Annotated in this window: 27 protein-coding genes and 1 other RNA gene; 11 read left to right on the forward strand and 17 right to left on the reverse strand. The window is 46.3% G+C overall.

What is annotated here, in order from left to right:
* Positions 1-80 precede the first annotated feature (80 nt).
* Positions 81-626: a thioredoxin family protein gene (locus tag PIL01S_RS04460; RefSeq protein ID WP_095287999.1), complete on the forward strand. Its 546-nt coding sequence runs from the start codon at positions 81-83 to the stop codon at positions 624-626.
* Positions 627-809: 183 nt separating this feature from the next.
* On the opposite strand, the gene PIL01S_RS04465 is transcribed toward PIL01S_RS04460, so the two are convergent.
* The 3 genes from PIL01S_RS04465 to PIL01S_RS04475 form a co-directional block, all read right to left on the reverse strand.
* Complete coding sequence (locus tag PIL01S_RS04465; protein ID WP_127536434.1) at positions 810-1,310, reverse strand: DUF309 domain-containing protein; 501 nt, start codon at positions 1,308-1,310, stop codon at positions 810-812.
* On the reverse strand, positions 1,297-2,112 hold the full coding sequence (yjbM, locus tag PIL01S_RS04470; RefSeq protein ID WP_095288001.1) for a GTP diphosphokinase: 816 nt from the start codon (positions 2,110-2,112) through the stop codon (positions 1,297-1,299). Before yjbM ends, PIL01S_RS04465 begins: the two co-directional genes overlap by 14 nt.
* A 140-nt stretch (positions 2,113-2,252) precedes the next feature.
* Complete coding sequence (locus PIL01S_RS04475; protein ID WP_127536626.1) at positions 2,253-3,350, reverse strand: quinone-dependent dihydroorotate dehydrogenase; 1,098 nt, start codon at positions 3,348-3,350, stop codon at positions 2,253-2,255.
* Between the two features lie 270 nt (positions 3,351-3,620).
* Between PIL01S_RS04475 and PIL01S_RS29425 the strand changes: the two genes are divergently transcribed.
* Entirely contained in the window at positions 3,621-3,758 is a 138-nt protein-coding gene (locus PIL01S_RS29425) for a hypothetical protein (protein WP_164764163.1), read from the forward strand.
* 78 nt (positions 3,759-3,836) lie between these two features.
* Here PIL01S_RS29425 and PIL01S_RS04480 read toward each other — a convergent pair whose 3' ends face one another.
* The 3 genes from PIL01S_RS04480 to PIL01S_RS04490 all read right to left on the reverse strand — a co-directional run bounded on the left by PIL01S_RS04480 (position 3,837) and on the right by PIL01S_RS04490 (position 7,170).
* A complete protein-coding gene (locus PIL01S_RS04480; protein ID WP_127536435.1) occupies positions 3,837-5,276 on the reverse strand; it encodes a L,D-transpeptidase family protein in 1,440 nt (479 codons plus the stop codon).
* Between the two features lie 231 nt (positions 5,277-5,507).
* The gene (locus tag PIL01S_RS04485; protein ID WP_062322102.1) at positions 5,508-5,750 is read right to left on the reverse strand and encodes a ferredoxin; all 243 of its coding nucleotides are present in this window, start codon (positions 5,748-5,750) and stop codon (positions 5,508-5,510) included.
* A 118-nt stretch (positions 5,751-5,868) separates the two neighbouring features.
* Positions 5,869-7,170 (reverse strand): DNA polymerase IV, encoded by a 1,302-nt coding sequence (locus PIL01S_RS04490; RefSeq protein WP_127536436.1) that lies wholly within the window; start codon positions 7,168-7,170, stop codon positions 5,869-5,871.
* 521 nt (positions 7,171-7,691) lie between these two features.
* Here PIL01S_RS04490 and cimA point away from each other — a divergent pair.
* On the forward strand, positions 7,692-9,311 hold the full coding sequence (gene cimA / locus PIL01S_RS04495) for a citramalate synthase (protein ID WP_127536437.1): 1,620 nt from the start codon (positions 7,692-7,694) through the stop codon (positions 9,309-9,311).
* A gap of 74 nt (positions 9,312-9,385) precedes the next feature.
* Here cimA and PIL01S_RS04500 read toward each other — a convergent pair whose 3' ends face one another.
* Positions 9,386-9,934, reverse strand: coding sequence for a TlpA family protein disulfide reductase (locus PIL01S_RS04500; RefSeq protein WP_127536438.1), 549 nt, complete (start codon positions 9,932-9,934; stop codon positions 9,386-9,388).
* A 243-nt stretch (positions 9,935-10,177) separates the two neighbouring features.
* On the opposite strand from PIL01S_RS04500, the gene PIL01S_RS04505 reads away from it, so the two are divergent.
* Positions 10,178-10,666, forward strand: a complete 489-nt coding sequence (locus PIL01S_RS04505; protein WP_164764164.1) for a M67 family metallopeptidase — start codon at positions 10,178-10,180, stop codon at positions 10,664-10,666.
* On the opposite strand, the gene PIL01S_RS04510 is transcribed toward PIL01S_RS04505, so the two are convergent.
* Genes PIL01S_RS04510 through PIL01S_RS04520 form a run of 3 tightly spaced genes read right to left on the reverse strand, consistent with a single transcriptional unit; the run spans position 10,652 to position 13,917 of the window.
* Positions 10,652-11,389, reverse strand: a complete 738-nt coding sequence (locus tag PIL01S_RS04510; protein WP_127536440.1) for an exonuclease domain-containing protein — start codon at positions 11,387-11,389, stop codon at positions 10,652-10,654. The two genes, PIL01S_RS04505 and PIL01S_RS04510, sit on opposite strands and share 15 nt — an antisense overlap.
* Entirely contained in the window at positions 11,386-12,471 is a 1,086-nt protein-coding gene (locus PIL01S_RS04515) for a DUF294 nucleotidyltransferase-like domain-containing protein (protein ID WP_127536627.1), read from the reverse strand. The genes PIL01S_RS04510 and PIL01S_RS04515 overlap by 4 nt, the downstream gene beginning before the upstream one ends.
* 42 nt (positions 12,472-12,513) lie before the next feature.
* Positions 12,514-13,917 carry an ammonium transporter gene (locus PIL01S_RS04520; RefSeq protein ID WP_127536441.1) on the reverse strand — a complete coding sequence of 468 codons (1,404 nt, stop codon included), beginning with the start codon at positions 13,915-13,917 and terminating at the stop codon, positions 12,514-12,516.
* Positions 13,918-14,272: 355 nt separating this feature from the next.
* On the opposite strand from PIL01S_RS04520, the gene PIL01S_RS04525 reads away from it, so the two are divergent.
* The gene (locus PIL01S_RS04525; protein WP_127536442.1) at positions 14,273-14,701 is read left to right on the forward strand and encodes a MerR family transcriptional regulator; all 429 of its coding nucleotides are present in this window, start codon (positions 14,273-14,275) and stop codon (positions 14,699-14,701) included.
* A 28-nt stretch (positions 14,702-14,729) separates the two neighbouring features.
* On the forward strand, positions 14,730-15,410 hold the full coding sequence (locus tag PIL01S_RS04530; RefSeq protein WP_127536443.1) for a zinc metallopeptidase: 681 nt from the start codon (positions 14,730-14,732) through the stop codon (positions 15,408-15,410).
* Between the two features lie 36 nt (positions 15,411-15,446).
* Here PIL01S_RS04530 and PIL01S_RS04535 read toward each other — a convergent pair whose 3' ends face one another.
* Together PIL01S_RS04535 and PIL01S_RS04540 are read right to left on the reverse strand one after the other, a co-directional pair.
* The gene (locus PIL01S_RS04535; protein WP_127536444.1) at positions 15,447-16,358 is read right to left on the reverse strand and encodes a LysR family transcriptional regulator; all 912 of its coding nucleotides are present in this window, start codon (positions 16,356-16,358) and stop codon (positions 15,447-15,449) included.
* Positions 16,359-16,437: 79 nt separating this feature from the next.
* Entirely contained in the window at positions 16,438-17,067 is a 630-nt protein-coding gene (locus tag PIL01S_RS04540) for a rhomboid family intramembrane serine protease (protein WP_127536445.1), read from the reverse strand.
* A gap of 146 nt (positions 17,068-17,213) precedes the next feature.
* Here PIL01S_RS04540 and tpx point away from each other — a divergent pair, with 146 nt between their 5' ends.
* The gene (gene tpx / locus PIL01S_RS04545; RefSeq protein ID WP_095288013.1) at positions 17,214-17,732 is read left to right on the forward strand and encodes a thiol peroxidase; all 519 of its coding nucleotides are present in this window, start codon (positions 17,214-17,216) and stop codon (positions 17,730-17,732) included.
* A 73-nt stretch (positions 17,733-17,805) separates the two neighbouring features.
* Here tpx and PIL01S_RS04550 read toward each other — a convergent pair whose 3' ends face one another.
* From PIL01S_RS04550 to PIL01S_RS04565, 4 genes are all read right to left on the reverse strand, one after another.
* Positions 17,806-18,198 (reverse strand): DUF1499 domain-containing protein, encoded by a 393-nt coding sequence (locus tag PIL01S_RS04550; protein ID WP_095288014.1) that lies wholly within the window; start codon positions 18,196-18,198, stop codon positions 17,806-17,808.
* 184 nt (positions 18,199-18,382) lie between these two features.
* Positions 18,383-18,575: non-coding RNA, 6S RNA (ssrS, locus tag PIL01S_RS04555), on the reverse strand.
* 51 nt (positions 18,576-18,626) lie between these two features.
* The gene (locus PIL01S_RS04560; RefSeq protein ID WP_127536446.1) at positions 18,627-19,436 is read right to left on the reverse strand and encodes a YesL family protein; all 810 of its coding nucleotides are present in this window, start codon (positions 19,434-19,436) and stop codon (positions 18,627-18,629) included.
* Positions 19,437-19,641: 205 nt separating this feature from the next.
* Positions 19,642-21,216, reverse strand: coding sequence for a DEAD/DEAH box helicase (locus PIL01S_RS04565; RefSeq protein WP_127536447.1), 1,575 nt, complete (start codon positions 21,214-21,216; stop codon positions 19,642-19,644).
* Between the two features lie 302 nt (positions 21,217-21,518).
* Here PIL01S_RS04565 and PIL01S_RS04570 point away from each other — a divergent pair, with 302 nt between their 5' ends.
* The 4 genes from PIL01S_RS04570 to PIL01S_RS04585 all read left to right on the forward strand — a co-directional run bounded on the left by PIL01S_RS04570 (position 21,519) and on the right by PIL01S_RS04585 (position 25,592).
* On the forward strand, positions 21,519-22,340 hold the full coding sequence (locus PIL01S_RS04570) for a YitT family protein (protein WP_095288017.1): 822 nt from the start codon (positions 21,519-21,521) through the stop codon (positions 22,338-22,340).
* A 174-nt stretch (positions 22,341-22,514) separates the two neighbouring features.
* Entirely contained in the window at positions 22,515-22,703 is a 189-nt protein-coding gene (locus PIL01S_RS04575) for a hypothetical protein (protein ID WP_170948057.1), read from the forward strand.
* A 162-nt stretch (positions 22,704-22,865) separates the two neighbouring features.
* Complete coding sequence (locus PIL01S_RS04580; RefSeq protein ID WP_127536448.1) at positions 22,866-24,047, forward strand: putative glycoside hydrolase; 1,182 nt, start codon at positions 22,866-22,868, stop codon at positions 24,045-24,047.
* Positions 24,048-24,227: 180 nt separating this feature from the next.
* Positions 24,228-25,592 carry an MATE family efflux transporter gene (locus PIL01S_RS04585; RefSeq protein ID WP_127536628.1) on the forward strand — a complete coding sequence of 455 codons (1,365 nt, stop codon included), beginning with the start codon at positions 24,228-24,230 and terminating at the stop codon, positions 25,590-25,592.
* A gap of 93 nt (positions 25,593-25,685) precedes the next feature.
* On the opposite strand, the gene pfkA is transcribed toward PIL01S_RS04585, so the two are convergent.
* Entirely contained in the window at positions 25,686-26,657 is a 972-nt protein-coding gene (gene pfkA / locus PIL01S_RS04590; RefSeq protein WP_127536449.1) for a 6-phosphofructokinase, read from the reverse strand.
* Positions 26,658-26,684 lie beyond the last annotated feature (27 nt).

Raw genomic sequence — 26,684 nt, forward strand, 5'->3', positions numbered from 1 at the left:
AAAACGGGTGTTTATGTATATTATCCCAACCTTTATTTTTGCCAAAACTATATTTTGATATGATCGATGGGGGATGTCCAATGAAATCGAAGAAAAAGAAGAGTGCCTCAATCCTGATTTTCCTGGGTATATTCGTGGTCCTAATCGCAGCGCTTGTCGTAGTAAACCAACAATCCAAGAAACAAATGGACGCTGTGGAGAACGCTTATGGTATTGCAGCTTCCAAGCTTAACCCAGCTACACGCGAATTGCTCGATGATCCTAACTACCAACAGATTATTCTGCCGGATGATCTCAAATCCAAAATTGACAATAAGGAAAGCTTTTTCGTTTATTTCTTTGCCTCCGACTGCTCACATTGCCGGGCAACGACACCACAATTGATGCCGCTGGTAGACGAAGTAGGTATTGAGCTGCCACAATTCAATCTGCGTGAGTTCGATTCAGGCTGGACAGATTATAATATCGAATTTACACCTACGCTGGTTTATTATCAAGATGGCGTAGAGAAGGATCGCATGGTTGGCGGACTTCAGGAGAATGGTAGTGACAACGGTTATACGCTGGATGATTACAGACAATTTTTTGACAAGTACAAAGGCAGCTCCGCTGCTTCGGCAAGCTAAGAAATAATCGTTGACTACAAATCAACATCTCACTTCAAGTTGTGCATGTGGACAGGCTGTTCCATATTCACTCTGAGCTTCATAGCCAATAAAGGCAGACCAAAAAATCACCCCGGCCAATCCTTATCCAAGGTTCAGCCGGGGTGATTTATGTTATATCCGATATGCATCATGCCATCTATACTAATTCTGATTTTCGTCAAAATTGTTCGCCTGCTGCATTGCTTTCATTTTCTCTTCATAGATCCGTCCCCGCGTCGGGCTGCGACGCTGCGGAATGTTGGGTTTCAGTTCCTTAGATCGTTCTTGAAATGCATTAGTCAGTGTCTCATCCCAGATCCGTATGGTCAGATCCCTGTATGGAAAATGCTGCGATTCAGGACCTGCTAGTCCGCTGACCAGTCCCTTCACTTCCTCGACCAATTCTCCAAGTTCAATCCCTTTTGTACGTTCAGGATAATGCTCCAGCAGATCAATCGAACTCTGCAACATCATCCTCCCTCCACGAAGATTGCTGTTTCTGAAATGATATAAGCCAACTGCAATCTGCAGCAAGCCTTTATAAAAAGGATCCCGATCTAGTTCCAGCCACAGCTCTTCCAATACCTCATGGCATTCGAAGTAGTCCTGATCACGGTTAAAATAGATCAAATAATCAATATACAGCGGCTCATAGCTGCTCATCGGGATTTTCGCCCTTCCTAGCCGAATTCAGAAGAGCTTTCACATCGTCCAATAAATCTTTAAGTGCTTCCATGTCATGACGCTCCCAGCAGTCGTTAAAGCGCTTCTGAGCCTCAATGGCCTCATTGACGAGATGGTAGAAATACAACTGATGTATGATGGACAGTGTCTTGGAGACGATGTTTGAATCATCTTCAAACTCCTTCTGCGCTTCGAGGATCTGCAGCCGAATGGCTGACATCTCATTATCCAATACAAAAGCGGCTTCTGCCGTTTTCTTCAGCCTTGCCCGCATATCATCCGGCAGACTTTCCCGATATTTATAGCTCAGCGAGTGCTCAATCGTAGCCCAGAAGTTCATGGCCAGCGTCCGGATTTGGATCTCGGCCAGCACTTTCTTCTGTCCCAGAGCCGTCTGAACAGGATATTCAATAATCATATGGAAACTGCGATAACCGCTCTCTTTGAAGTTCGTAATATAATCTTTCTCAATCAATACCGTTAAATCCTTGCGTGCGCGGATGTACTCCGCCACTCTTCGAATATCATCCACAAATTGACACATAATACGAATTCCCGCAATATCCTCAATTCCCGTCTCTACCTGATCTAGTGGCACATTCAGACGTCTGGATTTCTCCAGAATGCTGGATATTTTTTTGACACGACCGGTAACAAATTCAATCGGGGCGTATTCTTCCCGTTTCTTCAGTTCCGCTCGCATTGTCTTGAATTTGACTTTCAATTCCTCTACCGCTTGTTCATAAGGAAGTAAAAATGTACCCCAGTCTCTACCGTCCATGCTTATGCCTCCTGTCTCTATAGCGTCCCCTGTTCTAGTCTATTATACATGATGTTCAGCGGGGGGAAGAGTCCCGTACGCAATCCGCTCTTCCAAGCTTCTATATTTTCGCTCCGGGGAACTTCTTATCCTTTATGTTCTTATCTGTGCTCTGCACCAACAGCCTCGGAGATATGACGATAGCCGTCTTTGCGCAATAGCTCACGCAATCCGGCATGGATACGCCGATTCACCTCAGGTCCTTCATAGATCAGAGCTGTGTATATTTCCACCAGACTTGCACCGGCTTTAATTTTTTCGTAGGCATCTTCGCTGGTAAAAATACCTCCGGAACCGATAATCGGAAGTTTCCCTTCCGTTTGACGATAGATGCGCCGAATAACCTCCGTGGAACGATCCCGCAGCGGTTTACCACTGAGTCCACCGGTTTCCTTGGCATGCTGATGGGACAAACCATCCCGATTAACCGTCGTGTTGGTGGCAATGATGCCGGCAACGCCGCTATCCGCAATCGTGCTGACCATATATTCAAGCTCCTGGTCGTTGACATCCGGTGCGATTTTGACCAGAACCGATTTGACCGATCCGCCTGCTTTTGTGCGTTGTGCTTCCATTTCACTCATCACCGCTGCAAGCAGTTCCTTCAATTCATTCCCATGTTGCAGGTTACGCAGATCCGGTGTATTTGGTGAACTGATATTCACGACGAACAAATCCGCATAAGCATACAGCGCCCGAATACATTTTTCATAATCCAGATGTGCTTCTTCATTAGGTGTAGCCTTGTTTTTGCCGATGTTGACTGCAACGGGAATACGACGCTCCTTCAGACGTGCCAATTCACCTGCCATTGCTTCCGCTCCAAGGTTGTTAAACCCCATCCGGTTCACCAGAGCTTCATCTGGAGGCAGACGGAACAGACGTGGCTGGTCATTGCCTGGCTGCGCGAGCGGTGTTACGGTGCCGACTTCCATGAACCCGAATCCAATGGATGAGAAACCCGTTACGGCCTGTCCGTTTTTGTCCAGACCTGCTGCGAGGCCCACTGGGGTGGGGAAATGACAGCCGAACATGTCGACAGCCAGATCTTCCGTTTCACGCACGCCATACATCACCCGCAAGCCGGAAGGTACCGGGCGAATACTGCCCATGCCGCTAAGGCCGCCAATAATCAGATGATGGGCCTGTTCAGGGTCCATTTTGAACAACAAGGGTTTAGCAAGACTTCTATATAACAAATCACTCACTCCGTTCTCGTCCGGTACGCCGTAAATATGCTTTCCCGTCTTTTTCATATGTAAAAAAACACTCTACACACAAGTCTATCCGTTTCTTCATCAAAAGGAAAGTAGTTTGCGCATAGACATTCTCATTTTAGCCATGTCTGCAAGCCACTTTAAACCTTATGGAAGAAATAATCCCGCATACTGGAAATGGCGTGGTGAATTCTTTACAATGGGAGCATGGCAACGATATACCAGTACCAATGAATGAAGGAGGGACAGCCCATGGCTCCCAAACGTAAACCGCCTGCTTTGCAGCAAAAGAAAGAAGAAGTCAATCGGAAAGCCATTGCTTGGACAGCGGCCAGCGTCATCGGATTGATCATTATTATCGGCGCACTCATCATTATCGCCAATATGTAAACGGTCAAACCGACTGCCAGTCCAGTACATAATGTTTCAGCTGGAGTACACGCCATCGTAACAGGTTACAGGAATCGATTAGTTCAGCCAATGATACGTCTTGTTTGGATTGTTTTGTTTGGGAACAAGCGTATGCTGATAGCGATCCTTCGCTTCCGGAACAAGGATGGTCTCTGGCAGCAGATTCGTTCCAATGCGTACCGGGGTGCCCTGAGGTGCGAGCGCAAACAGTTCCTCCACATCCCCAGTACTCATTCTCACACATCCAAGGGACTCATCCAGCCCAATACTGTCAGGCTCGTTGGTCCCGTGGATGGCATAATTCGTATCCGACAGCTGCATGCCTCTTGTCCCAAATTCCCCATCAGAGCGACCATTCGGATTCACGACTTTGTCCGTAATGACAAAAGTGCCTTCTGGTGTTCGCCCTCCCCCTAGCCCGACCTCATAATTGCGAATAATGGTATTACCGCTAATCAACGCAAGTCTGTGGTTGCTTTTATCGACTACGATCTCCAATGGATCCTGTAAAAAGAGTTCCCCTCCAAGCGTGTCTGCAAATGGACCATCTGCTTGCAGAGCAGGTGACTGTCCGGCTTGTTCCTGACCTGCTTGTTGACCTGCCTCTTCCTTTCCTTGCTTCTGCATCGCAAGTATTGCAGGAAACATGTCTTTCATCCCCGGTGCTGTCTCACCCAAAATGTTGTTTGGAAAAGGCTGCGCAAGCTGACTTACGTTTTTGGGCCAGGTTTTGTTTTGCTTATAGTATGTATGGATTGCACTGGACAACGATGCCGCTGATTCTTGTTTGGCTGTCCACACTTGTGCAAGCTGCTTGATGTCTTTTGAAACTTCCGGCGGTTCGCAGTTGCACTGGTCGGCATCGTAACTTTGGGCTGTTAATCTGCCGCTGCTATTTGTTTGCACAATATATTTTACCGGCATATTCCGTTTCCATAACGCCCATTCGTCAGAAGTCTGCATGCCCAGAACAGCGGAGGTCTCCACCTTAGGTCCCGCACCCGACCATGCAGCAGCAAGCGCAGTTTCTCCCTGCTGGTTCCCTCCGAATCTCGCAGCTGTAAAAACATTCGAATTGGTGATAGGAGCTGAAGCAGCTTCACGATCATCAGAGATTGAGCCATCCGCCCAATCATCATCTCCGGTTTCCAAAGCCGATGCCAACGCTTCAGCAGCATCACGATTGAATCCTGGAGCATCTGCAGGCGGTACCAGAGCAAGCACAAGCAGCATCAGCAGGGTCAGCCACATTTTGCGAATACGATGTTTCCTCTCCTTCTGTTCTCCCATCTCCACCAGCTTGTTTTGATAATCCACCCATATGTCTGCAGGAGCCTTACTCCGTTCAAATGCTTCGTATACTTCGCCCGCTTGCTGAAAACAATAGTTGGCCTTGCCTTCCTGACCTTCACGCACATACTCCTTACCGAGCAAATACCAGGCCATTTTATTATCAGGATGTTTCTTAACATATGTTCTTAGGTGAGTATTCTGCATCCGATCCTCCGCTTGATTTCGCTTTTTCCGTTACTATCTTTTATATCGGCATAGGACGGAATGAAATCCATAGGACTTGAGTACCCGGATGGAACGCAAAGCATTCGACAAAATATCACAACCCCTTCAACTATAGAACCCGCACCAACATGAATTTCTACGCACTAAAAAAGCACGTCCCACTGCCCTAAGACAGAGGAATGTGCTTCTTCGTGGTTATATGGTGTATGATTAGCCTTCTTTGTTGAAAGGTTCATCCGCTACTTTGATGGAATCCGTTGGGCAGCCATCACAAGCATCTTGCATATCGTCGAACAGGTCGTCCGGGATAGCCTTGATTCCTTGGTTAGCATCGCCATCAAAAATCACTTCTGCCAAGCCCTCATCATCATAGTCATAAATGTCAGGCGCCGTTGCTCCGCAAGCACCACATGCAATACATGTGTCTTTTTCAACCCAAGTGTACTTACTCATTACAATCTCTCCTCCTAAAATTCGAAACGTACAGTGTTTTTATCTAGAAAACATATTAAACCAAAGTAGAAGTAATTTCAAATTATTTTGACAACATCAAGAGTATATTATGCCCTATTTAATCAAGACTTTGCAAGTTATCTTTTTGCAGAGACGTGCCCCTCACCTTGTGATTACGGAGCAAAACGGAAGGGTCATCCCCAAGCATGCCCGCTGTTACAACAGCATTCTCTCCAAATTTGTCACGCAGCTGGTCCATAATGCGAATCAGATTCTCCTTTTTCGGCTTCTGTTCGTATTCAAACAGGTCCAGCTGTACAGCTGATTCCTCACGTGGAATCAAATTCTGAAGGGTAACTCCCAGCATGCGTACAGGCTTCCCACTACTCCAGTGCTTGGCAAATAATGCGCAGGCTTCCCGGTAGATTATCGTTGCATCCTCCGTAGGAACTTCCATCATCCGTGAACGGGTGATGGTTTTCATGTCCGGTGTTCGGATTGTAATCTGAATCCCCTGACTCAGCATCTCGTGCTTGCGCAAACGCCTGGCCACTTGGTCACTAATGTTGAGCAGTACACGGTGTACGTCCTCCATCTCGGTAATGTCCGCTGGTAGCGTTGTGGTATGCCCAATGGATTTGTTCGCTTCCCGTTCTGCCTGAACGGTAGAATGATTGATGCCATTGGCTGAATTCTTCAGCCAGGTACCGTTAACTCCGAATACATCCGTCAGCATCCGCTCATCCGATTTTGCAAGCTGTCCTATGGTTTCGATGCCCAGCTTTTTCAGTTTTTCAGCCGTCTTTTTGCCAATACCGAACAACTCATTGCAGGGTCTATGCCAGAGAATCTGAGGTACATCCCTCATTCGCAAGATGGAAATGCCGTTAGGTTTCTTCAGATCGGAAGCCATCTTTGCCAGCAATTTGTTGGGTGCAATGCCGATGGAACATGGAAGTCCCAGTTCTTCCCGAATTCGTTGCTGGATGCTCTCCGCAATTTCCATGGGAGTGCCGAACTGTTTAGAGCCTGTGATATCCAGATAACATTCATCTATTGAGGTTGCCTCCAGCAGTGGTGTATAACTGTAGGCTATTTTCATAAATGCTCTTGAGTATTGACGATATAGATGAAAATCAGGACGAATTACGATTAATTCCGGACATTTTTTCAACGCCTGATGGACGACCATGCCTGTTGAGATGCCTTTTCTTCGAGCCGTATATGAACACGTTACGATAACGCCTTTTCTTACTTCACTGCTGCCCGCTACAGCTGTTGCTTTTCCTCTGTATAGTTCCGGCTCTTCGGCTTCATGCACCGAGCAATAAAATGCGTTCATGTCGACATGCAAAATGACCCTTCCGGCGGCAGGATAATATCGATCCACATTCGTGTGACGTGTTTCATCCCCAGACATGTACCTCCGCCCTTTCGTACTCTAGTTAATGAAGCTTAAATATCTATTCACCCTATTATATCAAGTTCGTTATGTAAAATCAGTTACGTTTTATTTCCGAATGGATCGGATGATCGATCGAATAATTAGCCACCCTACACTTGCAAAAAGGACTAAAGCAATCAAGAAAATAATAATTGTATTTTCCCATACAAAATTCATTTATACTCCTCCTATTTACCATAAATCCCATTTACCAGTCAAAATCCAATATAACATACATTTCTCCATCATTCACTTATGTGATGATGGAGAAACAAAAAATTTGTTACACGAAACTGCGATTTCTGTGTAGCATTTGGCCATAATGGTGCTATAATAATTAATTATACAAATTCGCGACTTTAGGACAAATCAACACATGGAGTTTAACACAGTGTAGCGTTGCAGAACCGAAGGATTCACGTGCTAATTTATTTGAATACTTTCCCAACACAACATTCAACTTTTTAAAAAGCGCTTTATCTCAAAGGAGGATCTTCATGTCAAAGGCCATTTCCATCTTCGATACGACTTTACGTGACGGCACACAAGGGGAGGGTGTCAGTTTATCGGCAGATGACAAGCTTAAAATTGCCAAGAAACTCGACGACCTAGGTGCTCATTATATTGAAGGCGGAATTCCCGGCAGCAACACCAAGGACATTGAGTTTTTCAAAAGAGTGAAAGAATTAAATCTCAATGCCAAGGTTGTTGCTTTTGGCAGTACACGTCGCAAAGGAAGCATCGCCAGCGAAGACGCCAATTTGAAACGGATGATCGAATCCGGTGCACAAGCAGCAACATTGGTCGGTAAATCGTGGGATTTCCACGTCCATACCGCCTTGCAAACCACTTTAGAAGAGAATCTATCCATGATCTATGATTCCATTGCTTATTTGAAGCAAAATGGAATGGAAGTTATTTTCGATGCCGAGCACTTCTTCGACGGATTCAAGCATAACCCGGAGTATGCTCAAGCTGTGTTAACGAAAGCTCATGAAGCTGGTGCAGACTGGCTCGTGATGTGTGATACCAACGGCGGAACCATGCCGCATGAAGTATACGAGATTGTATCCAGACTCTCTGGAAGTCTCCCTCATGCTCATCTCGGAATCCATACACACAATGACTGTGAGCTGGCTGTCGCCAATACGCTTAGTGCTGTACAAGCTGGCGCCAGACAGGTTCAAGGCACGATGAACGGTTATGGAGAACGTTGCGGCAATGCCAATCTGGCTTCCATTATTCCGAACCTACAGCTCAAGCTTGGATATGAATGCGTGTCCGAAGATTCGATGAGACAGCTCACAAACGTAGCCCGCTATGTTAGCGAGATTGCCAATGTGAACATGCCGATCAACCAGCCTTATGTCGGTAATGCGGCCTTCGCTCATAAGGGCGGCATTCACGTCTCTGCTATCCTGCGTGATTCCCGTACTTACGAACATATTGTACCTGAACTTGTCGGGAACAAACAGCGTGTACTCGTTTCCGAGTTGGCTGGACAGAGCAACATCGTCTCCAAGGCACAGGAACTTGGACTGGAGTTCGATCCAAGCAGCGCCAATTCACGCCAGATCATTGAAAAAATCAAAGATTTGGAGCATCAAGGTTATCAGTTTGAAGGTGCAGACGCTTCCCTTGAGCTGCTCATTCGCGAAGCAAACGGAGATATGAAGGAACTGTTCACATTTGAATCCTTCAAAATGCTCGTGGAAAAAGCAGCCGACAAGTCCGTTGTCTCCGAAGCATTTGTTAAGCTCAATGTCGCTGGAACAAGTGTTTATACCGCTGCGGAGGGCAATGGTCCGGTCAACGCTCTCGATAATGCTCTTCGGAAAGCACTTGTCCAATATTTCCCTTCGCTTGCTAACATGCATCTCTCTGACTATAAAGTTCGTGTACTTGATGAGAAGGATGCCACAGCAGCCAAAGTACGTGTATTAATTGAATCCAAAAATACAGAGAATACATGGAATACGGTCGGCGTTTCCGAAAACGTCATTGAAGCCAGTTGGGAAGCCCTTGTTCACAGTTTCCGTTATGCCCTGCTTCAGGAAAAGTTACAGGACGAGCCGAATGTTGTCCACACAGCCATGCATGGATTAAGCAACCATTAACGCTTATTTCCCGGAAAATAAACGAAGCGCCTGTCTCCAAAATCACTGGGGACAGGCGCTTTTTATTTGACTCACTAGTTGATGACTTTCTTGATTTTACGCTCCAATTCCTTCTCTGGCAAAATGCCGAGTATGACTTCTTGAATAACCCCATTCTTGTCAATCAGAACATTTGTGGGAAAAGCGACACCATTATATTTTGCATAGGCTTCCCCGTCTTCATCAAGCAAAATAGGGAACGTCAGTTTGTATTCCTCCACAAAAGCTTTCGCATCTTTCAGCTTATCGTAAGGGGTTACATTGACTCCATACATATCCATTTCATCTTTATATTTAGCTGCCAAGGTATTAAGCGCTGGCGCTTCCTCCTTGCAGGGTTCACACCAGGAAGCCCAGAAGCTGACAAATACAGCCTTTTCCTTCGCTCCTCCTGCAGTATATGTTTTTCCATCCATGCCTTTAAGAGTGAACCCTGGGGCCAGCAATCCCGCTCTTGGTCCTGTTTCGGTTGGAAGCGGCTCTTCTTGTTTGAACACAGCAGCGATTCCGTTATCCGCATTTTGAGCCAGTGCAAATCCAATGAGCAATACAACACCAAGCAGTATGTATATGTTTCGTTTCATGGCTAGCCACCTTCTTGTAGAATCAGCATCTTGGGTATGACTTCATTACGGTTACTCATTGCAAGTGGTCCTAACCACTTGATACGTTTGCACATGGTGATGTCACTTATTCCTTGTTGTAAAATACTCTCTTTAATATTGTACCCTTTTCCTTTAAAATTTTACAATCAGGGATCATACAAATTCAAACAAAAAAAGGACCCCTGCCTAAGCAGGAGCCAAAGAGAGAGGGGTGAATACAAAATGGCAGCACTTCACGGACAGCAAAACACGATCTTCATTCCTTCTTCCGTAGAGCAAGAAATGTCGAAATACATGTACAATTCGCTGCCGCAGGAAGCCTGCGGGGTTGTGCTGGGTGAAGCTGCAGCGGGCGGCATACGAATCAGTCGGTTTCAGCCAATTCGCAACGTTGCGCCTAACCCGCTGCATCACTTCAGCCTGGATGAGGCGGAATGGATTCGTTGCATATTCAACGAGCCACAGCTCGTTGGTATCTTTCACTCACATCCGCAAACCAGTCCCGTACCGTCCCATCAGGACCTCATGGCCCTTCCAGCTTACGCTGAATTAATCAAGGTGTATCTGATCGGCACGCCTGCTCTGACAAGCAAGTCTGAACCTTGTATGCATTTGAATGGTTATGAGATCCTGTACAAAGTGAAAGACCCAAGTAAGTCAAATCAACAAAAGCGCTATGATCTTCAGCCAGCACAACTACGCATGACTTAAATGGGTATACAAGTCACCCAGTGTTTCTACATTTTTATGAGTCATATCCTCCAAATAACAGGACCATAGCTGCGCAGTCATCTTGGCATCTTCCAATGCATGATGACGTCCGTATATCGGTATCCCTCTTGATTCCAGCAGTTCATCGAGACCATATCCCGGTCTGTCCGGCTCCAGCCATCGAGCCAGCATCATGGTATCGATCAGCCGATGGGTCAGCCTCACCTTGGAGGTGCGCCACAGAGCAGCATTCAGAAATGCCCGATCATGCGCACTTGCATGTGCAACCAGTACACTGCCTCCAACAAAAGACATAAAATCATGCAACCCCTCCAGCAGTGTAGGTGCATCAACGCACATCTGCTGTGTGATACCTGTAAGTTCGGTAATGTGTTCTGGTACTGCAGCTTTGGATTGAACGAGTGTATAAAACTGTTCTCCCTCCAGCACTACACCACCACTGATGCGCACGGCGCCAAATGATAGAATCTCATCTCCATGCTGCGGAGAAAAACCTGTCGTCTCCAAATCGAACACAACGGCATCCAATTCATTCAGCGGCGTATGCAGAACTTCCGGTCTGCGCTGCTCCCTCATCATTGAGCGAATGAACGCCATGTGTTGCGCCGTTGGGGCCCCCATTATGGAAGCGATGGCAGAAGGAACCCCTCCCTGACGCAGCGAATTCCAAAATCCAGTATTGCCCCTTGCCGGCTCTCTCATGGACGTCTCCTTTCTGCAAAACGAAGTTGTCTTTGCAGTGCGCGATGCACACGTCGCACCTGTCCCAATGTATCCCGCAATTCATAATGCATCTGTTTTTGCTTCATTTGTTTCTCATCCAGAAAACCACTGCTCTGCTGCAGCCCACCTCTAATGACGACTGGTGTACTGCGTCTAAACTTCAGTGCTATCATAAAAGCACGCCCTGCCGCATCAAGCAGTGTAAGGGGAACCGCTTCAAGGGACACCAATCTCTGTATTCGCTTGAGCGTAGATGTTTCCTTAATTCCATGCTGGAGTGCCAGGAAACGCGCACTGTTTACTAGTGGAATATATAGTCCATACTTGACGTCGAATCCGCCAGCATGTTCACCAAACCTTTCTGTGACCACCTGACCGAGAATATTCAGGGTTGCCTTGTGTTTAACGGTATTGCGCAGGACAGCATCAGACAGCTCGGGAACAGCTCTGAACCCATCATAGAAGGCAGCAATCCATTCATCTGCCAGACCTTTCTCCCCTGCCACAAAACGCATATCCGAAGCAATGATCAAATTGCGTACAGGTTCCCACGCCAGATCTGACCTCCACGACCGAAGCTGTTCCTTCCAGGATTCCAGTGTTTTGCGCCATAACGGCTCTGAACACATCACTTTCCCTTCACATTTGGCATAGCCTAGCTCTTCAAGCATATCAGCCATTCGTCCCCCGAGTTGGGCAAAATACTCCTCTTTTCCCTCATGCGGGTTATCGCTGATGATCATGCCGTTGTCCTGATCACTCCATAATGTAGCTTCTTCCCTGCCCGAACTGCCAAAAACGATAAAGGCATAGGGGACGGGAGGTCGGCCGAAGCCTTCCTCTACCATCCCCTGGATGCATAACTCTACTGCTTTCCGGTATATCCGGTCATGCAGTTCATTTACCGTTTGGTACCACTCGATCGGCGACAAGGAAGCGGACAACAATTCCTGGAGCTCATTCTGCAATACTACACGTGCCTGGCGCAGCTCCTCGGTTGAAGCGGCACCATCGATCCCTTGATAGGACCAAGAATGGTTTATAAACGGGATAGGTTCCATCATGTCCTGCCTCCTTGAAGCGTGATTCAGTCACCATTCACCCTAGGAGCTGAACGTACCGCCACCGCTCGATTTACCTTCAATACTTTTCATTTGCTCAGGGTACCCGTAAGTACCGTGCTCACTAAGATCCAGACCCATGGTTTCCTCTTCTTCTGTTACACGGATACCCATGATGGCTTTCATTCCGCCGAGGATAATGAAGGAAACAACCAGTACGAAGGCGAATGCGCCAGCCAGACCCAAGAGTTGAACTCCCAGCTGGTGGAATCCACCGCCGTAGAACAGACCCGCTTGACCTACACCTGCATTTTCAGCAAGCTCCGGAGTTGCGAACAATCCTGTGGAAATCGCTCCCCACATACCAGCGATACCATGAACGGAGAAAGCGTAGATTGGATCGTCAATTCCTTTGCGATCGAAGTATTGAGCCGTGAAGAATGTAATAATACCTGCCAAAGCACCGATAACCAGAGCTGCCCAAGGTTCTACAAAGGCACAAGCACCTGTAATCGCAACGAGTGCCGCAAGAACACCGTTCAACATGCTTGGAATATCGGATTTACCAAGAACTGCCCACGAGATCAGCAGTGCAGCAACACCACCAGCAGCTGCGGCAACGTTAGTAGTCAATGCAACATAACCGAAGAATCCATCGCCCATAGCAGATAATGTACTACCTGGGTTAAAGCCGAACCAACCAATCCAGAGGATGATTACGCCGAGCACGGAATATACTTGGTTGTGACCTGGAATGATGTTAGGTTTGCCGTCTTTGTTATATTTACCAATACGCGGTTTCAAGAGGATCGTAGCTACCAATGCAGCTGTTGCACCCGTCAAGTGAACTACAGTTGAGCCTGCGAAGTCTTGCATACCCAGCTCTGCAAGCCAGCCGCCGCCCCATACCCAGTGGGCAACAACCGGATACATGATAATGGTATAAAGTGTTCCAAAAACAATATATACGCTCATTTTTGCACGTTCAGCCATACCACCGCAGGCAATGGCCAGAGATACCGCCGCAAAAGCGAGGTGGAATACAAATTTAATGGTAAGTGGGACATCGGAGAAGGCCAGTGATTCGAAGGATGCAGCCATTTGGTCACCACTCAGGAAAAATCCTGTTGTTCCAAAAAAGCTGTTTCCGTTACCGAAGCCAAGACCGAAGCCGAGAGCCCAGAAGGCAATAACCGAAATACCCAATGTCAGGATCGTCTTACCCGCAATGTGTCCTGCATTTTTCATTCTTGTTGAACCTGCTTCCAATAATGCAAATCCCCCTTGCATCAAGAAAACCAGCACAACAGCCAGAAACGTAAAGGCTGAGTTTAGACCGCTTTGAAGTTCGATGTTAGTCGGCCCCTCAGCTGCAGCAAACGCGCTGACTGGAAAAGCCAGTAAAGTAAGCATTAATAACACCGAAACCAACCATTTCTTTCTCATGTACCCCACTCCCTCTTATGTTAATTTTCTTCACATAACGTGAAACTCTTAATGTCATTATAAGCAGAAGACAGGAAAGTTGACAAGAGTATTTTAAACAAATCCAGAAATTATTTCTGGGAATAAAGTCATGCGTCTTTTTCTTGCACTTAAGTACATATTCATGTCCTATGAGCACATAGATATAGAAACACGATTTACGGCGGATCAAAGCATAACGTTTGACTGTACGGTTAAAGATCATGTATCATAACTATTAGTAAGAAAAAAATTGGGCGGAGTCTGTAAAGCCGCATGTGGAATCGAACAGTTCCCTACATTAGAACTTGCAAGCGAGGTGAATACCATTGGGGATATGAAACTTTTTCGGATTGGCGAACTAGCCAAGACCGCTGGTGTGAGTGAACGGACGATTGATTACTACACGAAGCTTGGTTTGATCGCTCCTGAAGAGCGCACTGAAAAAAACTATCGTCTATATAGTGATGAAACTTTAACCAGACTAGAACGTATTGTACAGATGAAACAAGAGAAGTATAGTCTCGACGAGATTAAACAATCTCTTGAGAAGTGGAGCCTGGTTAGCACAGAAGAGCAGGTTGCCAGTAAACTGACAACACTTGAGCTCCACGTACAACAACTCGAGCGAGAGGTCAACGAACTCAAACCGCTGCTTGGCGAAATGAAACCTGTACAAGCACGCAAAATGATGGCAGGCCTACTTACGAAAAGCGCCGGTACGATGGAAGCATTGAAGATCTTGCTTGAGAACACCATGATGTAGCTTAATATTAGAAAGCGGAGGAATGAATATGAGTTTTAATAACGGTATGTTCGTTTTGATCATTATCGCCTTTTTGCTCTCCTTATGGGCGCAATTTCGCGTTAAAAGTACATTCAACCGTTGGGCTGGCGTGCAAAACCTGAATGGCATGACCGGATACGATGCAGCTCGTCACATGCTTGATGCCAACGGTCTGCACGATGTTCCAATTGAACCCGTTCGCGGCGCCCTCTCAGACCACTACGATCCAATTAACCGGGTTGTACGATTGTCTGAACCTGTATATTATGAAAATTCGATATCAGCTGTTTCCGTAGCCTGTCACGAGGTCGGCCATGCGATACAGCACAAGGAAAGCTATCCGATGCTGGCACTTCGCCACCGGATCTTCCCGATTGTGAACTTCGCATCCGGACTTGCACCTTTTCTGTTGATTGCCGGTTTTATCTTCAATGCCATGAACCTTGTTGGTCTCGGTATTATCTTCTTCTCCGTTACCGTTGCGTTCCAGCTCATTACATTGCCAGTAGAGTTCAATGCCAGCAATCGCGCACGCGAAATTATGGTTTCTGAAGGATACATTAGAAACGAAGAAGAAAAAGGCGTAGCCAAGGTACTGAACGCTGCAGCGTTGACGTATGTGGCCGCTGCACTGATCTCCCTGCTTGAATTGATCCGTTACATCGGAATTTTCAACAGTCGCGACTAATCGAACATAATAGAAACAAAAACAATACCCCACCGTTTACTCGGATGGGGTATTGTTTTGCTGTAAACCGAAGTAGTTAAGTAAAAACGAACGAAATGATTGTGCCACAAGCGGCAATTTGTCATCCGCGCGATGGATTAATCCAATAGTCCGCGTTACTTTGGGATGAGAAATGGCCACATGTGCCGGTTGTAGTGGATTGGTCTGGAAAAGTGCCATTTCTGGCAGCAGACTCACTCCCATGCCCGCTGCAACCAACCCGCGAATGGTATCCGTCTCTTCACCTTCAAAAGCAATTTTCGGCGTAAACCCTGCTTCCAGGCAGGCATGCCACACGATCGGACGCAATGAGTACCCTTTGCTGAACAGTACAAATTTATCATCTTTGAGCTGTTCAAGTGCGATTTCCTCTTCTCCTGCAAGCGGGTGATTCGGAGGAAGAATGGCATGTAATTCTTCGGTTAGCACGATGTCACCTGCGACCTGATCATGCTTTTCCGGGAAAGGTGATATGAAAGCCAGATCCACCTCAGCAGACAGCACGTCACGAATGAGCGTCGGATACATGCCCTGTTTAAATCTGAATTTGACATTGGGATAACGCTGACGAAATGCGGCCACGACCGAAGGAATCAGATGGATACCCAGACTATGAGGAAAACCAATACGAATTTCACCATGTTCCGGATCCAAAAACTCATGAACTTCCCCGACTGCTTTGTCCAGATCCTTTAAAATCCCTTCAACACGTTTGCAGAAGAGCTGACCTACTGCGGTCAACTGCAGATTCCGCCCCTTTTGCATAAAGAGGTCAACACCCAGCTCTTCCTCCAGCTGATGAATCTGGCGACTCACTGCTGACTGTGCGACATGCAGCTCTTCAGCTGCCTGGGTCACATGCTCCTTTTGTGCCACTTTCAAAAAGTAATGCAACTGTCTTAATTCCACTCGCCTGATCTCTCCAATCTGCTATACCCTTCTTAGACCTGCCTGCATTCCGTCTTCAGATCATTACACCCATACTTGTTTATTGCTTTCTGAATTTCCTCGGCCTCCACAAACGGATAAGAAGTCCGTAAATAAAGAATCCACCCAACAATCCACCCAAATGAGCCATCCAGTTAATGCCCGACATGGCAAATGAGAAAATAATACCGAATGCAAGCAGTGTATACAACGTTTTGCGTGATGCTTCATCCATCATCGTCCGCTGGAACAGAGCAACATACAGAAACGCACCATAAATCCCGTAAATGGCTCCTGATGCACCTACAGAGATTGTTGTTTCTCCTGCAGAGTTATACCAGGCAAGAGCCAAAACATTACCCAGAACCCCGCTGCCCAGATACAATAAGCCATATCTTACCGATCCGAGCAAGCGCTCCATCGGAGGCGCAAATACAACCAGTGCAAAGCTGTTAAACAGCAGATGACTGAAACCTGCATGAAGAAAAATGGACGAAAAATATCTCCACCATTCTCCCGAGAAAAACTCATGGTTAGTCAAAGCACCAAATCTCAGCAATGTCATCATATTCGTCGATCCACCATTGGCAGCAAGTAATATAAACATCACGACATTGGCAACCAACAAAATTGACGTCAGCGGGAAAAACTTCAAATAACTTCTCCAATTTTCATACCGAATAAATATCATACGTTTTCCCTTTCACTCCACCCTGTTCAGATCTTCCTTCACTTGGTATTCATTATCATAATTGCACGCCCGAATTGGACAATGCCTTTCATAAAAGATTATAATGGATTTTGGCACGGATCACCAATTTAAGGAGGAACATTATTATGGCACAAGAACGTACAGGCGCAGCCACATTCAAAGGCAACCCTATTACATTGATCGGACCCGAATTGAAAGTGGGCGATCAAGCTCCCGATTTTACATTGAGCAAAAATCTGCTTGAAGATGCATCCCTGAAAGACTTCGCAGGCAAAATCAAACTGATTAGCGTAGTTCCTTCACTGGATACTGGAGTATGCGATGCCCAAACTCGCCGCTTCAATGTTGAAGCCGGGGACCTTGGCGACAATGTTGTCGTTTTGACGGTAAGCGTCGACCTTCCATTCGCACAGGAACGCTGGTGCGGAGCTGCCGGTGTAGACCGCGTTGTAACATTGTCCGATTACAAAACACGCTCTTTCGGCGAAAACTACGGTGTTCTGATCAAGGAATTCCAATTGGACATGCGTTCCATCTTCGTAGTGGATACCGAAGACCGGATTACATATGTGGAATATCTGCCTGAGATGACAGAATCCCCTAATTTCGAGCAAGCCATTGCTGCAGTAAAAGCTTTGCTGTAAAAGGAATCCACGTTCAGAACAAAAGCGAGGAAGGTTCACCTTCTCTCGCTTTTTGTTTTACCATCCATCTATTTTAATCGTTTGCCTTATATTTGGCGAGCTTCTTATCGAGTACAGAAAACAGATTCATGATTGTTCGATAATTGGAACCTAGATCTCCAAGCGAACCACGTGAAGCTGAATACATGTCTACTGCACTTCGAACCGGACTTACCGAAATAACAGAAACCGTAATATCCATGGTCCGCCCAAACGTCGTGCGTTTCTCCAGAATAATCTCTCCGACCGAAGGAACCTCATGAAGCACCTTATAACCCGGAATCTTTTTCAATGTTGAAGAAACTTCTTCCCAGGCTCTTTCTTTGGATAAATTATAATACCGTGTTTTTAATTTGGGATCCTTGGCTCGATCGCTGGTTCCCTCCATACTGCGGATGATACCGACGAGCGTTCTCTTTAAGGTCAAGACCTTTCCTCCTTTGAATGTAACCGTTCCATTTATGTATTCTAGTGTAACATTGTTCAGGTAGTAACAAAAGGGCGTACCGCGCTTTTAACGCAAATACACTGGTCAAAACATAAATTTCAAATAAAAAACACCCTGAGCTTCCTGGATTAGAGGAAAGAGTCAGGGTGCTGTACTTGTAAAATAGGAACCCGCCATGCCGTCCGGCTACATTGTCTTATGAACCTGCTTAGCAGGTGGGTGACCGCAATAATGTATTATTTGAAGTCCCCATGTCGTATAGACAGGGCGTTTCAGCAACATTCTGTGTAGATCTCCCGAAGACATCATCATTGGTTCAAAACAACGAATAACCGAAACGTACATCGCAGGATGTACAGTTATTATATCCCTAACCGCGTAAAAAGTAAATGGTGACGCCTCATGTTTTATTTTTGCAGATTTTCGTTTTTCACGTCTGAAGCTTCAAGATCACCGATTTTATCTACTCCATCATCATTTTGCGCTGCTTCTTCCTCTTCCTTCTTCTGCTGCATTTTCTCCATCTGCTCCTGCATTTTCATGAAGGTTGCGTAGAAGTTAAAGAATGCAAACCAGGCAATGATACTGATAATAAAGAAGACAAACAATACCGGATAGCGGAATCCAATGTAAAACAATAGTCCGCTTCCGAGCAATGTGGAGAACACACGAAACGGTCTGATCAGAGTCAAGAGTACTGCATTCTTAATAATGAGTCCGATTGACATATGATAGTGTACAACCATCGAAAAAAAGTTAAACAAGGAAACAAACAAAAGCAACAGCAGCACAAGCATGATAATTCCCACAAGCTGCATATTACGGAACTGTGTCATGTATACCGTGTAATCCAGATACATGATGGCAAAAAGCAAAGTGTAAAATATGCCCCCGATTAAGCTTTGTTTGTAGTTCTCTTTGTAACCTACAAAGAATGTACGGAAGATCGGTACATCCGTGTCACCCATATTCCATTTACGAACGACCGTAAAAAGGGCCGATGTTGCCGGAAACAGTGTAAGCGGTGCCACAATAGCTATAGCCCAGTTCATTTGCAATGATTCATTTGCGAGGTTCTGCTGCATAACGAGCAGTTTCATAATCAAGAAAAACAAGAACGGAGACGAACAAATAGCCCACAACAGATTGGTTGCGGCCAGTCTCGTAATCCACTCTGTAAGCCGATAGATCCCACCCATAGCTCCTTTAAATTCCAAACATTTCTCCTCCTCCGCAGCCTTGCGTATAACCTGAAGTCTAATATTAATATACCTTATTATTGATAGGAAAAGCCAGTACTTCCCGAAAACAGATCAGCAACCATGCTTGTTATGGGTTCTAAAGCGTAACGGATTCAGGGAATTTGAGACATAAAAAAAATGGAGCAGTTGCCTGCCCCATTTCTTAAATCAATCTTGCATATTATTCAAAAGAAGAATCTTTCGCAGGACGACGTCCTTCGTTGTTGCTTGGACGTGGTTTGCGGTCACGGTTGTAACCACCTTCTCTGCTTCCACCGCCACTACTGTTGCGATCGCGATTGTATCCTCCACGTCCGCCACCACTGCTGTTGCGGTCACGGTTGTAGCCACCGCCGCCACTGCTGCGGTTGCCGCTGTAACCTGATGGCTTACGTCCGCCAGAGCGAACATCCGGTTTACGACGTTTCGCACGGATCGGATCTTCAGGAGTCAGATCAACTTGAGCATCTTTTTTGTCGCCTGTAAGGAGCTTCAGGGAAGCTGACAACAGTTGAACAGAATCGTATTGCTCAAGCAATTGGATAGCGATACCTTTGTATTCGTTCAGTTCGCCATTTTGTACGATTTCGAGCAAACGTTCAGCTGTCAAACGTTGTTTTCCTTCTACTGCTTCAGCCAATGTTGGCAGAGGCTTACGAGGGATACGGTGACGAGTTACACGTTCAATAAAGTGCAGGTGATCAATCTCACGCGGTGTAACAAAGGACCAGGCAGCACCCTCTTTACCAGCACGTCCAGTACGACCGATACGGTGAACGTAGCTTTCCGGATCTTGCGGAAGGTCAAAGTTCACAACGTGTGTTACGCCGGATACGTCGAGACCACGTGCAGCAACGTCTGTTGCTACGAGTACATCAATGCTTCCATCACGGAATTTACGCATTACTGTATCACGTTGGTTCTGGGACAGGTCACCATGGAGACCGTCAGCAGAATATCCACGTTTTTGAAGAGCTTCAGCCAATTCGTCAACACGACGTTTTGTACGACCGAATACGATTGCGAGTTCTGGAGATTCCATATCAAGCAAACGGCTAAGCGCTTCGAATTTTTGACGCTCTGGCACTTCAATGTACGCTTGGTCAATCAAAGGTGCGCTAACTTGTTTCGGGATAACGGACACGTGCTCTGGGTTGTTCAAGAATTGCTGAGCCAATTTTTGAATGTTAGGAGGCATTGTTGCTGAGAAGAGCATCGTTTGACGATCAGCAGGGACTTGTTTCAGGATGGATTGAATATCCTCCATGAAGCCCATGTCGAGCATTTCATCTGCTTCATCCAATACAACAGTTTGTACATCTTCAAGTTTAATCGTTTTGCGGTTGATGTGATCCAGGAGACGTCCAGGTGTACCGATGATAATCTGTGGTTTTCTTTTCAGTGCACGGATTTGACGAACGATATCTTGTCCTCCGTAAATTGGCAGGGAGCGCAAACCTTTGAAGCGGGTAAGTTTTTCGATCTCTTCGGCAACTTGGATCGCAAGTTCACGTGTAGGTGCCATAATGAGGGCGCGGATTTTTTCGTCACTTTTGGAGATTTTGCTGATCAGCGGAATACCGAATGCAGCTGTTTTACCGGTACCTGTTTGAGCTTGGCCGATCAAATCTCTGCCTTCTAGCGCAATTGGGATCGATTTGGATTGAATCGGCGTCGCCTCTTCAAACCCGAGTTCGGTGATGGCTTGCAGCACCAGTGGTTCAAGATTAAAATCTACGAAATTTAAATTTGTCAAAATTATTCATACTCCTTCTATAGGGTGGACATGGTGGACAATCCACTTTGTTGTCTGTATTCTTAAGTAGCGTTAATATTTATAGGGTATCCCATATGGGCAAATTATTTTCATTATCAACATAATTCGTGAATGGGTCCCCAACATAAGACTAAAACTACATACATGTGTTTGAAACATTTCAAATTTTATCGTTCCATTTGGAAAAAGTTCCCTACTCAAGAATATCCACAAATCATTATATCACAAAACAATTCAAGATTACCAGCAATCTGGTTTTAAATATAAATGAGGTGATTAAATTGCCCAAAATAATATGGCACTCTTTAGTGATCATATTGGGTGCTGCAGCTATTGCCTGTGGCTTCAACTGGTTTTTGGTTCCCCATCAGCTGCTAAGCGGCGGGGTATCTGGTATTTCCATGCTTCTTGGTTATTTTACAAGTTTGAATCTTAGTATAATGTACTTTGTTCTCAACATTCCTCTGCTGGTCGCAGGTTGGTTTATTCTTGGACGACGATTTATTATATTAAGCATCGTATCGGTAGCTGCCACATCCTGGTTTATTGGATTGCTGCCTGTTTTTGTCGTGGCAACAGACCCTCTGCTCAGTTGTGTGTTCGGCGGCGTGCTCGTAGGTCTTGGTACAGGCATCTCCTTCCGTGTAGGCGGTTCTACAGGAGGACTCGACATTGTGGGTTCCATCTTCACGCGTTACCGGGATTTCCCCATTGGTACCGTTATGGCGGGTATGAATGGAGCTATTATTATGCTCGCTGGTTATCTGAACAATGACTGGAATATCGCTCTTGCCTCCATGGTTTCGATCTACATTACAGGTAAGGTGCTTGATCTGATCCATATCAGCCATGTCAAGGTGACATTGTACATTATCACGAACGAGACGGAAGCCATGTTGAAAAAATTGCTGGTTCGTCCCCGTGGTGTGACCAAGATCAAAACTCAGGGAGCATACACCGACATTGAAAAGGACATGTTAATGACAGTGACTACTCGTTATGAGCTGGTTGAGATTAAACGCATCATCAAGGAAACCGATCCAAATGCGTTCGTCAATATCGTTGAGACAGTCGGTGTCATGGGTTCTTTCCGCCGAAGTTGAGACACATGTACGGTTAACAATTTATATAATTGTGGTATAATAATTGTGCACGGCTCCTAAATATGATGTATAGCAGGATCTGCCCTTCACTTTCACAGGCCATATGCTTTTCCGATTCGCCCCGAATGACTTACCATTTTGGAATTCGAGTAGGAAAGGGTGATTATTGTGGATATGGAAACGGTAAAACTGTTTGAAATCGTCAACAGATGGTGCCCGGAAATGCTCCCTTTCTTGAAACCGAATGAGCTCGATTCACTTATTGTTCTCCGGGATGGGCTGGGCATTCTGGAGCAGGGAGACGCAATGGAAATCATTCAGTACAGTATTTGTGAGCATCAGAACGACATCTACATTCAATAATTTTTTTTTGATTAATCACGCCGCTTCTTGGGAGGTTCTCCTCGCAGGAAGCGGTTTTCATTTTTTCCGGAATGTTTCATCACTTGATTAATATGGTTAAAAGCCCAGAGGCTTTGTTATATAATTCAATCATGGAATGTACATAAAGGGAGTGGGAATAAAATGAATACGTTTTGGGCTTTACTGGCCATGGCCTTGGGAAGCTTCAGTGGAGTATCGGCAACAGCAGATCAGGGTGACCAGCAGCTTCAATCGTTAACAAATAGTTTTAACACCGCCATTATTCAATCCCAAAAGGATCAAGTCGTCATTGATGCGGATAATCCGCCTGCCAAAATTGACCCTCAGCCGGATGCTCCAGTTGTCAAAGGAATTTATGTTACGGCTTACAGTGCCGGCGGAGCCCGGATGAAGGAGCTGCTCGATCTGATTGATAACACAGAGCTTAACTCCATGGTCATTGATATCAAGGACGACCTCGGATACATAACCTACCCTACAGAGAACCAATCGTTACAGAAAATGGGCAAATCCCAACCGTTTATCCGGGATATTGACGCCTTGATGAAACGACTGCAAAAACACGAGGTCTACCCAATTGCACGGGTCGTTGTATTCAAAGATACGATCCTTGCCAAGAAAAATCCGGAGCTTTCCTTCCGAAACAAGGATGGATCGGTATGGGCCAATGGCAAAGGCGACAGTTTCGTTAATCCGTACAGCAAGGAAGTTTGGGACTATAATATTGAAATCGCCAAGGAAGCCGCCAAGCTAGGATTCAAGGAAATTCAATTTGACTACGTGCGTTTCCCAGAAGGTTTCGAGAACCGTGCCGATATATTAAAATACACCAAAACCGACAAATCGCGGGTCGATGTTGTTGCGGAATTTGTTCAATACGCCCGCAAGGAGCTTGCGCCTCTGGGTGTCCGGGTTTCGGTTGATATTTTCGGCTATGCGGCCTCTGTACCCGCAGCAGAAGGAATCGGTCAGGACTTTGTTAAAATCTCCGAAAATGTGGACGTGATCTCACCAATGGTCTATCCAAGTCACTACTCTACCGGATGGTATGGCGTAAAGGATCCTGACAAGGACCCTTACACAACGATCAAAGGCTCCATGGAGGATACACATAAGAAACTCGACCCAACCAAGGATCTCAAACCGGTAATTCGGCCTTGGATTCAGGACTTTACGGCCAGCTGGCTCGGCAGTGGACACTACATCAAATACGGCAAAAAGCAAGTTGAAGACCAGATTCGTGCAATGAAAGACATGGATGTGGATGAGTATCTGCTCTGGAATGCGTCCAATCGTTACACCTCAGGTGTGAACTATAAGTAAAGCACTCTTCCCTTAATTATTATCTTCCCGTTCCGCTGACGCGGAGCGGGATTTTTATTATTTTCGCCACGTAATTCCGGCCTTTCCCTGTTCAAACTCAGCAAAATCCACTACAATGAATAGCTGTCGTATGATAGTTTGATGATCATTCTTATGAATAGCGAGGCACTTCAAGTGAACATGACAACCACCCGTTTTTCGCAAAAAGTAAAGCAATTCCTGATCATATTTCTACCCATATTCACAACACAAATTGCCCTGTCTGCCATGTCTTTCTTCGACACCAATATGTCAGGCAAGTTTTCCCCTGCGGATCTCGCTGGTGTAGCTATTGGCACGAGTCTGTGGATGCCGGTACAAACCGGGCTTAGCGGTATTCTTATCGGAATCACCCCCGTGGTATCCCACCTGCTGGGTTCCAAGCGCAGTGATCAGATCGGCCACAGTGTGATCCAGGCACTCTATCTGGGCATCGCGGTGAGCCTAGCCGTTCTGGCCATCGGAGCCGTGGTACTTACCCCCATTCTGAACGGGATGCCCCTGGAGCCACGGGTTGCCCGGGTAGCTCTTTATTTCTTAAGCGCACTGGCTTTTGGCATCATTCCACTGTTCGGATATACCGTGCTGCGCAGTTTTATGGATGCACTTGGACAGACACGAATAACCATGTTAATTACGTTAGTGTCACTTCCGGTTAATATTTTGCTGAATTATCTGCTCATCTTCGGACGTTGGGGTTTCCCCCAGCTGGGAGGTGTGGGTGCAGGCGTCGCTACCGCGTGTACATACTGGATCATTTTTTTGATCAGCATCTTCTTTGTTCACCGGATTGAACCCTTCGCCCAGTATGGCGTGTTCCGCCATCTCTCCGGCATATCGCTGGGCAAATGGAAAGAATTGCTCAAAATCGGGGTACCCATCGGGTTCGCTACTTTTTTTGAAACGTCAATCTTTGCAGCCGTTACATTAATGATGAGCCGATTTGATACCATCACGATTGCTGCGCATCAGGCTGCTCTTAATTTCGCCTCTACGCTGTACATGCTGCCAGTGAGCATATGTATGGCCCTCACCATCCTGGTCGGTTACGAGGCGGGTGCAGGACGATTGAAAGATGCCAAACAGTACAGCTTGCTTGGCATCGGCGGAGCTATTGTACTCTCGCTGCTCACTGCAGTCGTATTGCTCGTGTTCGGGGAACAGATTGCAGGGTTGTATTCAAACGAGCAAGAGGTCATTGCGTTGACTCAGCATTTCCTGATATACGCCATCTTCTTTCAAATTTCAGATGCCATTGCAACACCGACTCAGGGTGCTCTTCGGGGATACAAAGACGTTAATCCTGCACTGATCATTACGTTTGTGGCTTATTGGATCATTGGTCTTCCAGTGGGGTACATTACAGCTACGTATACAGCACTTGGCGCTTTTGGATACTGGATCGGCTTGATTGCCGGCCTCGCGGTCGGTGCTACAGCACTACTATGGAGGCTGTTCCTGGTTCAGCGGAAAGCCGCCATTCGCATGATTAAGCAATCCCAATAAACCGATCGTTATAATGCAAACAGATCATAATGTTGATTCATACAAAAAAGAGCACAGCCCGTTTAGACGGCGCTGTGCTCTTTTGCTTGTTGTTTATTGAGATAAACGTTGTGCAAGCTCGTAGGTGTTCATATCGAAATCCTTTTTGGTGTTAACGACTTTATCGATGTCTGTCAGAACAAGCTCACCTTTGATAATGCCACACCCCTTGTCGGTCTCTCCCGCGATCAGGCTGCGCACAGCAAAGTCTCCCAGACGGCTGGCAAGGTTGCGGTCAAACGGAGTCGGCGTACCGCCACGTTGAATGTGACCCAGTACGGTTACACGCGGCTCATATGTCGGGCAGCGTTCCATCAGTTCTTTGGCCACATCTTCACCCTTGCCAACACCTTCGGCAACGATAATGATACTGTGGCGTTTGCCATGTGCGAAGTTGGCTTTCATCCGGTCTGCCACTTCATCCATGTCAAATGGAACTTCAGGCACCAGAATCGTTTCTGCACCCGAAGCCAGTCCGGCATGAAGCGCAATATCACCACAGTGGCGGCCCATAACTTCAACGATGGAAGAACGTTCGTGGGAAGACATGGTATCACGCAGTTTGTTGACTGCATCTACCACAACGCTTACTGCTGTATCGAACCCGATCGTGTAATCCGTAAACGAGATATCGTTGTCGATGGTTCCCGGAAGACCCATTGTATTGATACCGAGTTTACTCAGTTTGTTGGCACCATTGTAGGAGCCGTCCCCACCGATTACAACCAGACCATCGATGCCGCGTGCACGAAGGATATCGGCTCCCTTTTGCTGACCTTCAGCAGTATAGAACTCTTTGCAACGGGCGGATTGCAGAACCGTTCCCCCGCGCTGAATGATGTCACCTACACTACGCAGATCCATTGGGAATATATCGTTGTTCAACAGACCTTGGTACCCGCGTTGAACACCGTATACTTCAAGACCGTGGAACAGTCCGCTGCGAACGACCGCACGAACAGCCGCGTTCATTCCTTGTGAGTCACCACCGCTCGTTAAAACTGCGATTTTTTTTACTGCTGTCATGATGTTTCTTCCTCCTCTAGTTTCACT

It is taken from the genome of Paenibacillus illinoisensis NBRC 15959 (assembly GCF_004000925.1).
In the GTDB taxonomy this organism is placed as follows: Bacteria; Bacillota; Bacilli; order Paenibacillales; family Paenibacillaceae; genus Paenibacillus; species Paenibacillus illinoisensis.

Bases quoted from the DNA above. Each gene is read 5' to 3' on its own strand.
- PIL01S_RS04460 (WP_095287999.1), top strand. From the start codon at position 81: ATGAAATCGAAGAAAAAGAAGAGTGCCTCAATCCTGATTTTCCTGGGT.
- PIL01S_RS04465 (WP_127536434.1), bottom strand. From the start codon at position 1,310: ATGAGCAGCTATGAGCCGCTGTATATTGATTATTTGATCTATTTTAAC.
- yjbM (WP_095288001.1), bottom strand. From the start codon at position 2,112: ATGGACGGTAGAGACTGGGGTACATTTTTACTTCCTTATGAACAAGCG.
- PIL01S_RS29425 (WP_164764163.1), top strand. From the start codon at position 3,621: ATGGCTCCCAAACGTAAACCGCCTGCTTTGCAGCAAAAGAAAGAAGAA.
- PIL01S_RS04480 (WP_127536435.1), bottom strand. From the start codon at position 5,276: ATGCAGAATACTCACCTAAGAACATATGTTAAGAAACATCCTGATAAT.
- PIL01S_RS04485 (WP_062322102.1), bottom strand. From the start codon at position 5,750: ATGAGTAAGTACACTTGGGTTGAAAAAGACACATGTATTGCATGTGGT.
- PIL01S_RS04490 (WP_127536436.1), bottom strand. From the start codon at position 7,170: ATGTCTGGGGATGAAACACGTCACACGAATGTGGATCGATATTATCCT.
- cimA (WP_127536437.1), top strand. From the start codon at position 7,692: ATGTCAAAGGCCATTTCCATCTTCGATACGACTTTACGTGACGGCACA.
- PIL01S_RS04500 (WP_127536438.1), bottom strand. From the start codon at position 9,934: ATGAAACGAAACATATACATACTGCTTGGTGTTGTATTGCTCATTGGA.
- PIL01S_RS04505 (WP_164764164.1), top strand. From the start codon at position 10,178: ATGGCAGCACTTCACGGACAGCAAAACACGATCTTCATTCCTTCTTCC.
- PIL01S_RS04510 (WP_127536440.1), bottom strand. From the start codon at position 11,389: ATGAGAGAGCCGGCAAGGGGCAATACTGGATTTTGGAATTCGCTGCGT.
- PIL01S_RS04515 (WP_127536627.1), bottom strand. From the start codon at position 12,471: ATGGAACCTATCCCGTTTATAAACCATTCTTGGTCCTATCAAGGGATC.
- PIL01S_RS04520 (WP_127536441.1), bottom strand. From the start codon at position 13,917: ATGAGAAAGAAATGGTTGGTTTCGGTGTTATTAATGCTTACTTTACTG.
- PIL01S_RS04525 (WP_127536442.1), top strand. From the start codon at position 14,273: ATGAAACTTTTTCGGATTGGCGAACTAGCCAAGACCGCTGGTGTGAGT.
- PIL01S_RS04530 (WP_127536443.1), top strand. From the start codon at position 14,730: ATGAGTTTTAATAACGGTATGTTCGTTTTGATCATTATCGCCTTTTTG.
- PIL01S_RS04540 (WP_127536445.1), bottom strand. From the start codon at position 17,067: ATGATATTTATTCGGTATGAAAATTGGAGAAGTTATTTGAAGTTTTTC.
- tpx (WP_095288013.1), top strand. From the start codon at position 17,214: ATGGCACAAGAACGTACAGGCGCAGCCACATTCAAAGGCAACCCTATT.
- PIL01S_RS04575 (WP_170948057.1), top strand. From the start codon at position 22,515: ATGGAAACGGTAAAACTGTTTGAAATCGTCAACAGATGGTGCCCGGAA.
- PIL01S_RS04580 (WP_127536448.1), top strand. From the start codon at position 22,866: ATGAATACGTTTTGGGCTTTACTGGCCATGGCCTTGGGAAGCTTCAGT.
- PIL01S_RS04585 (WP_127536628.1), top strand. From the start codon at position 24,228: ATGACAACCACCCGTTTTTCGCAAAAAGTAAAGCAATTCCTGATCATA.
- pfkA (WP_127536449.1), bottom strand. From the start codon at position 26,657: ATGACAGCAGTAAAAAAAATCGCAGTTTTAACGAGCGGTGGTGACTCA.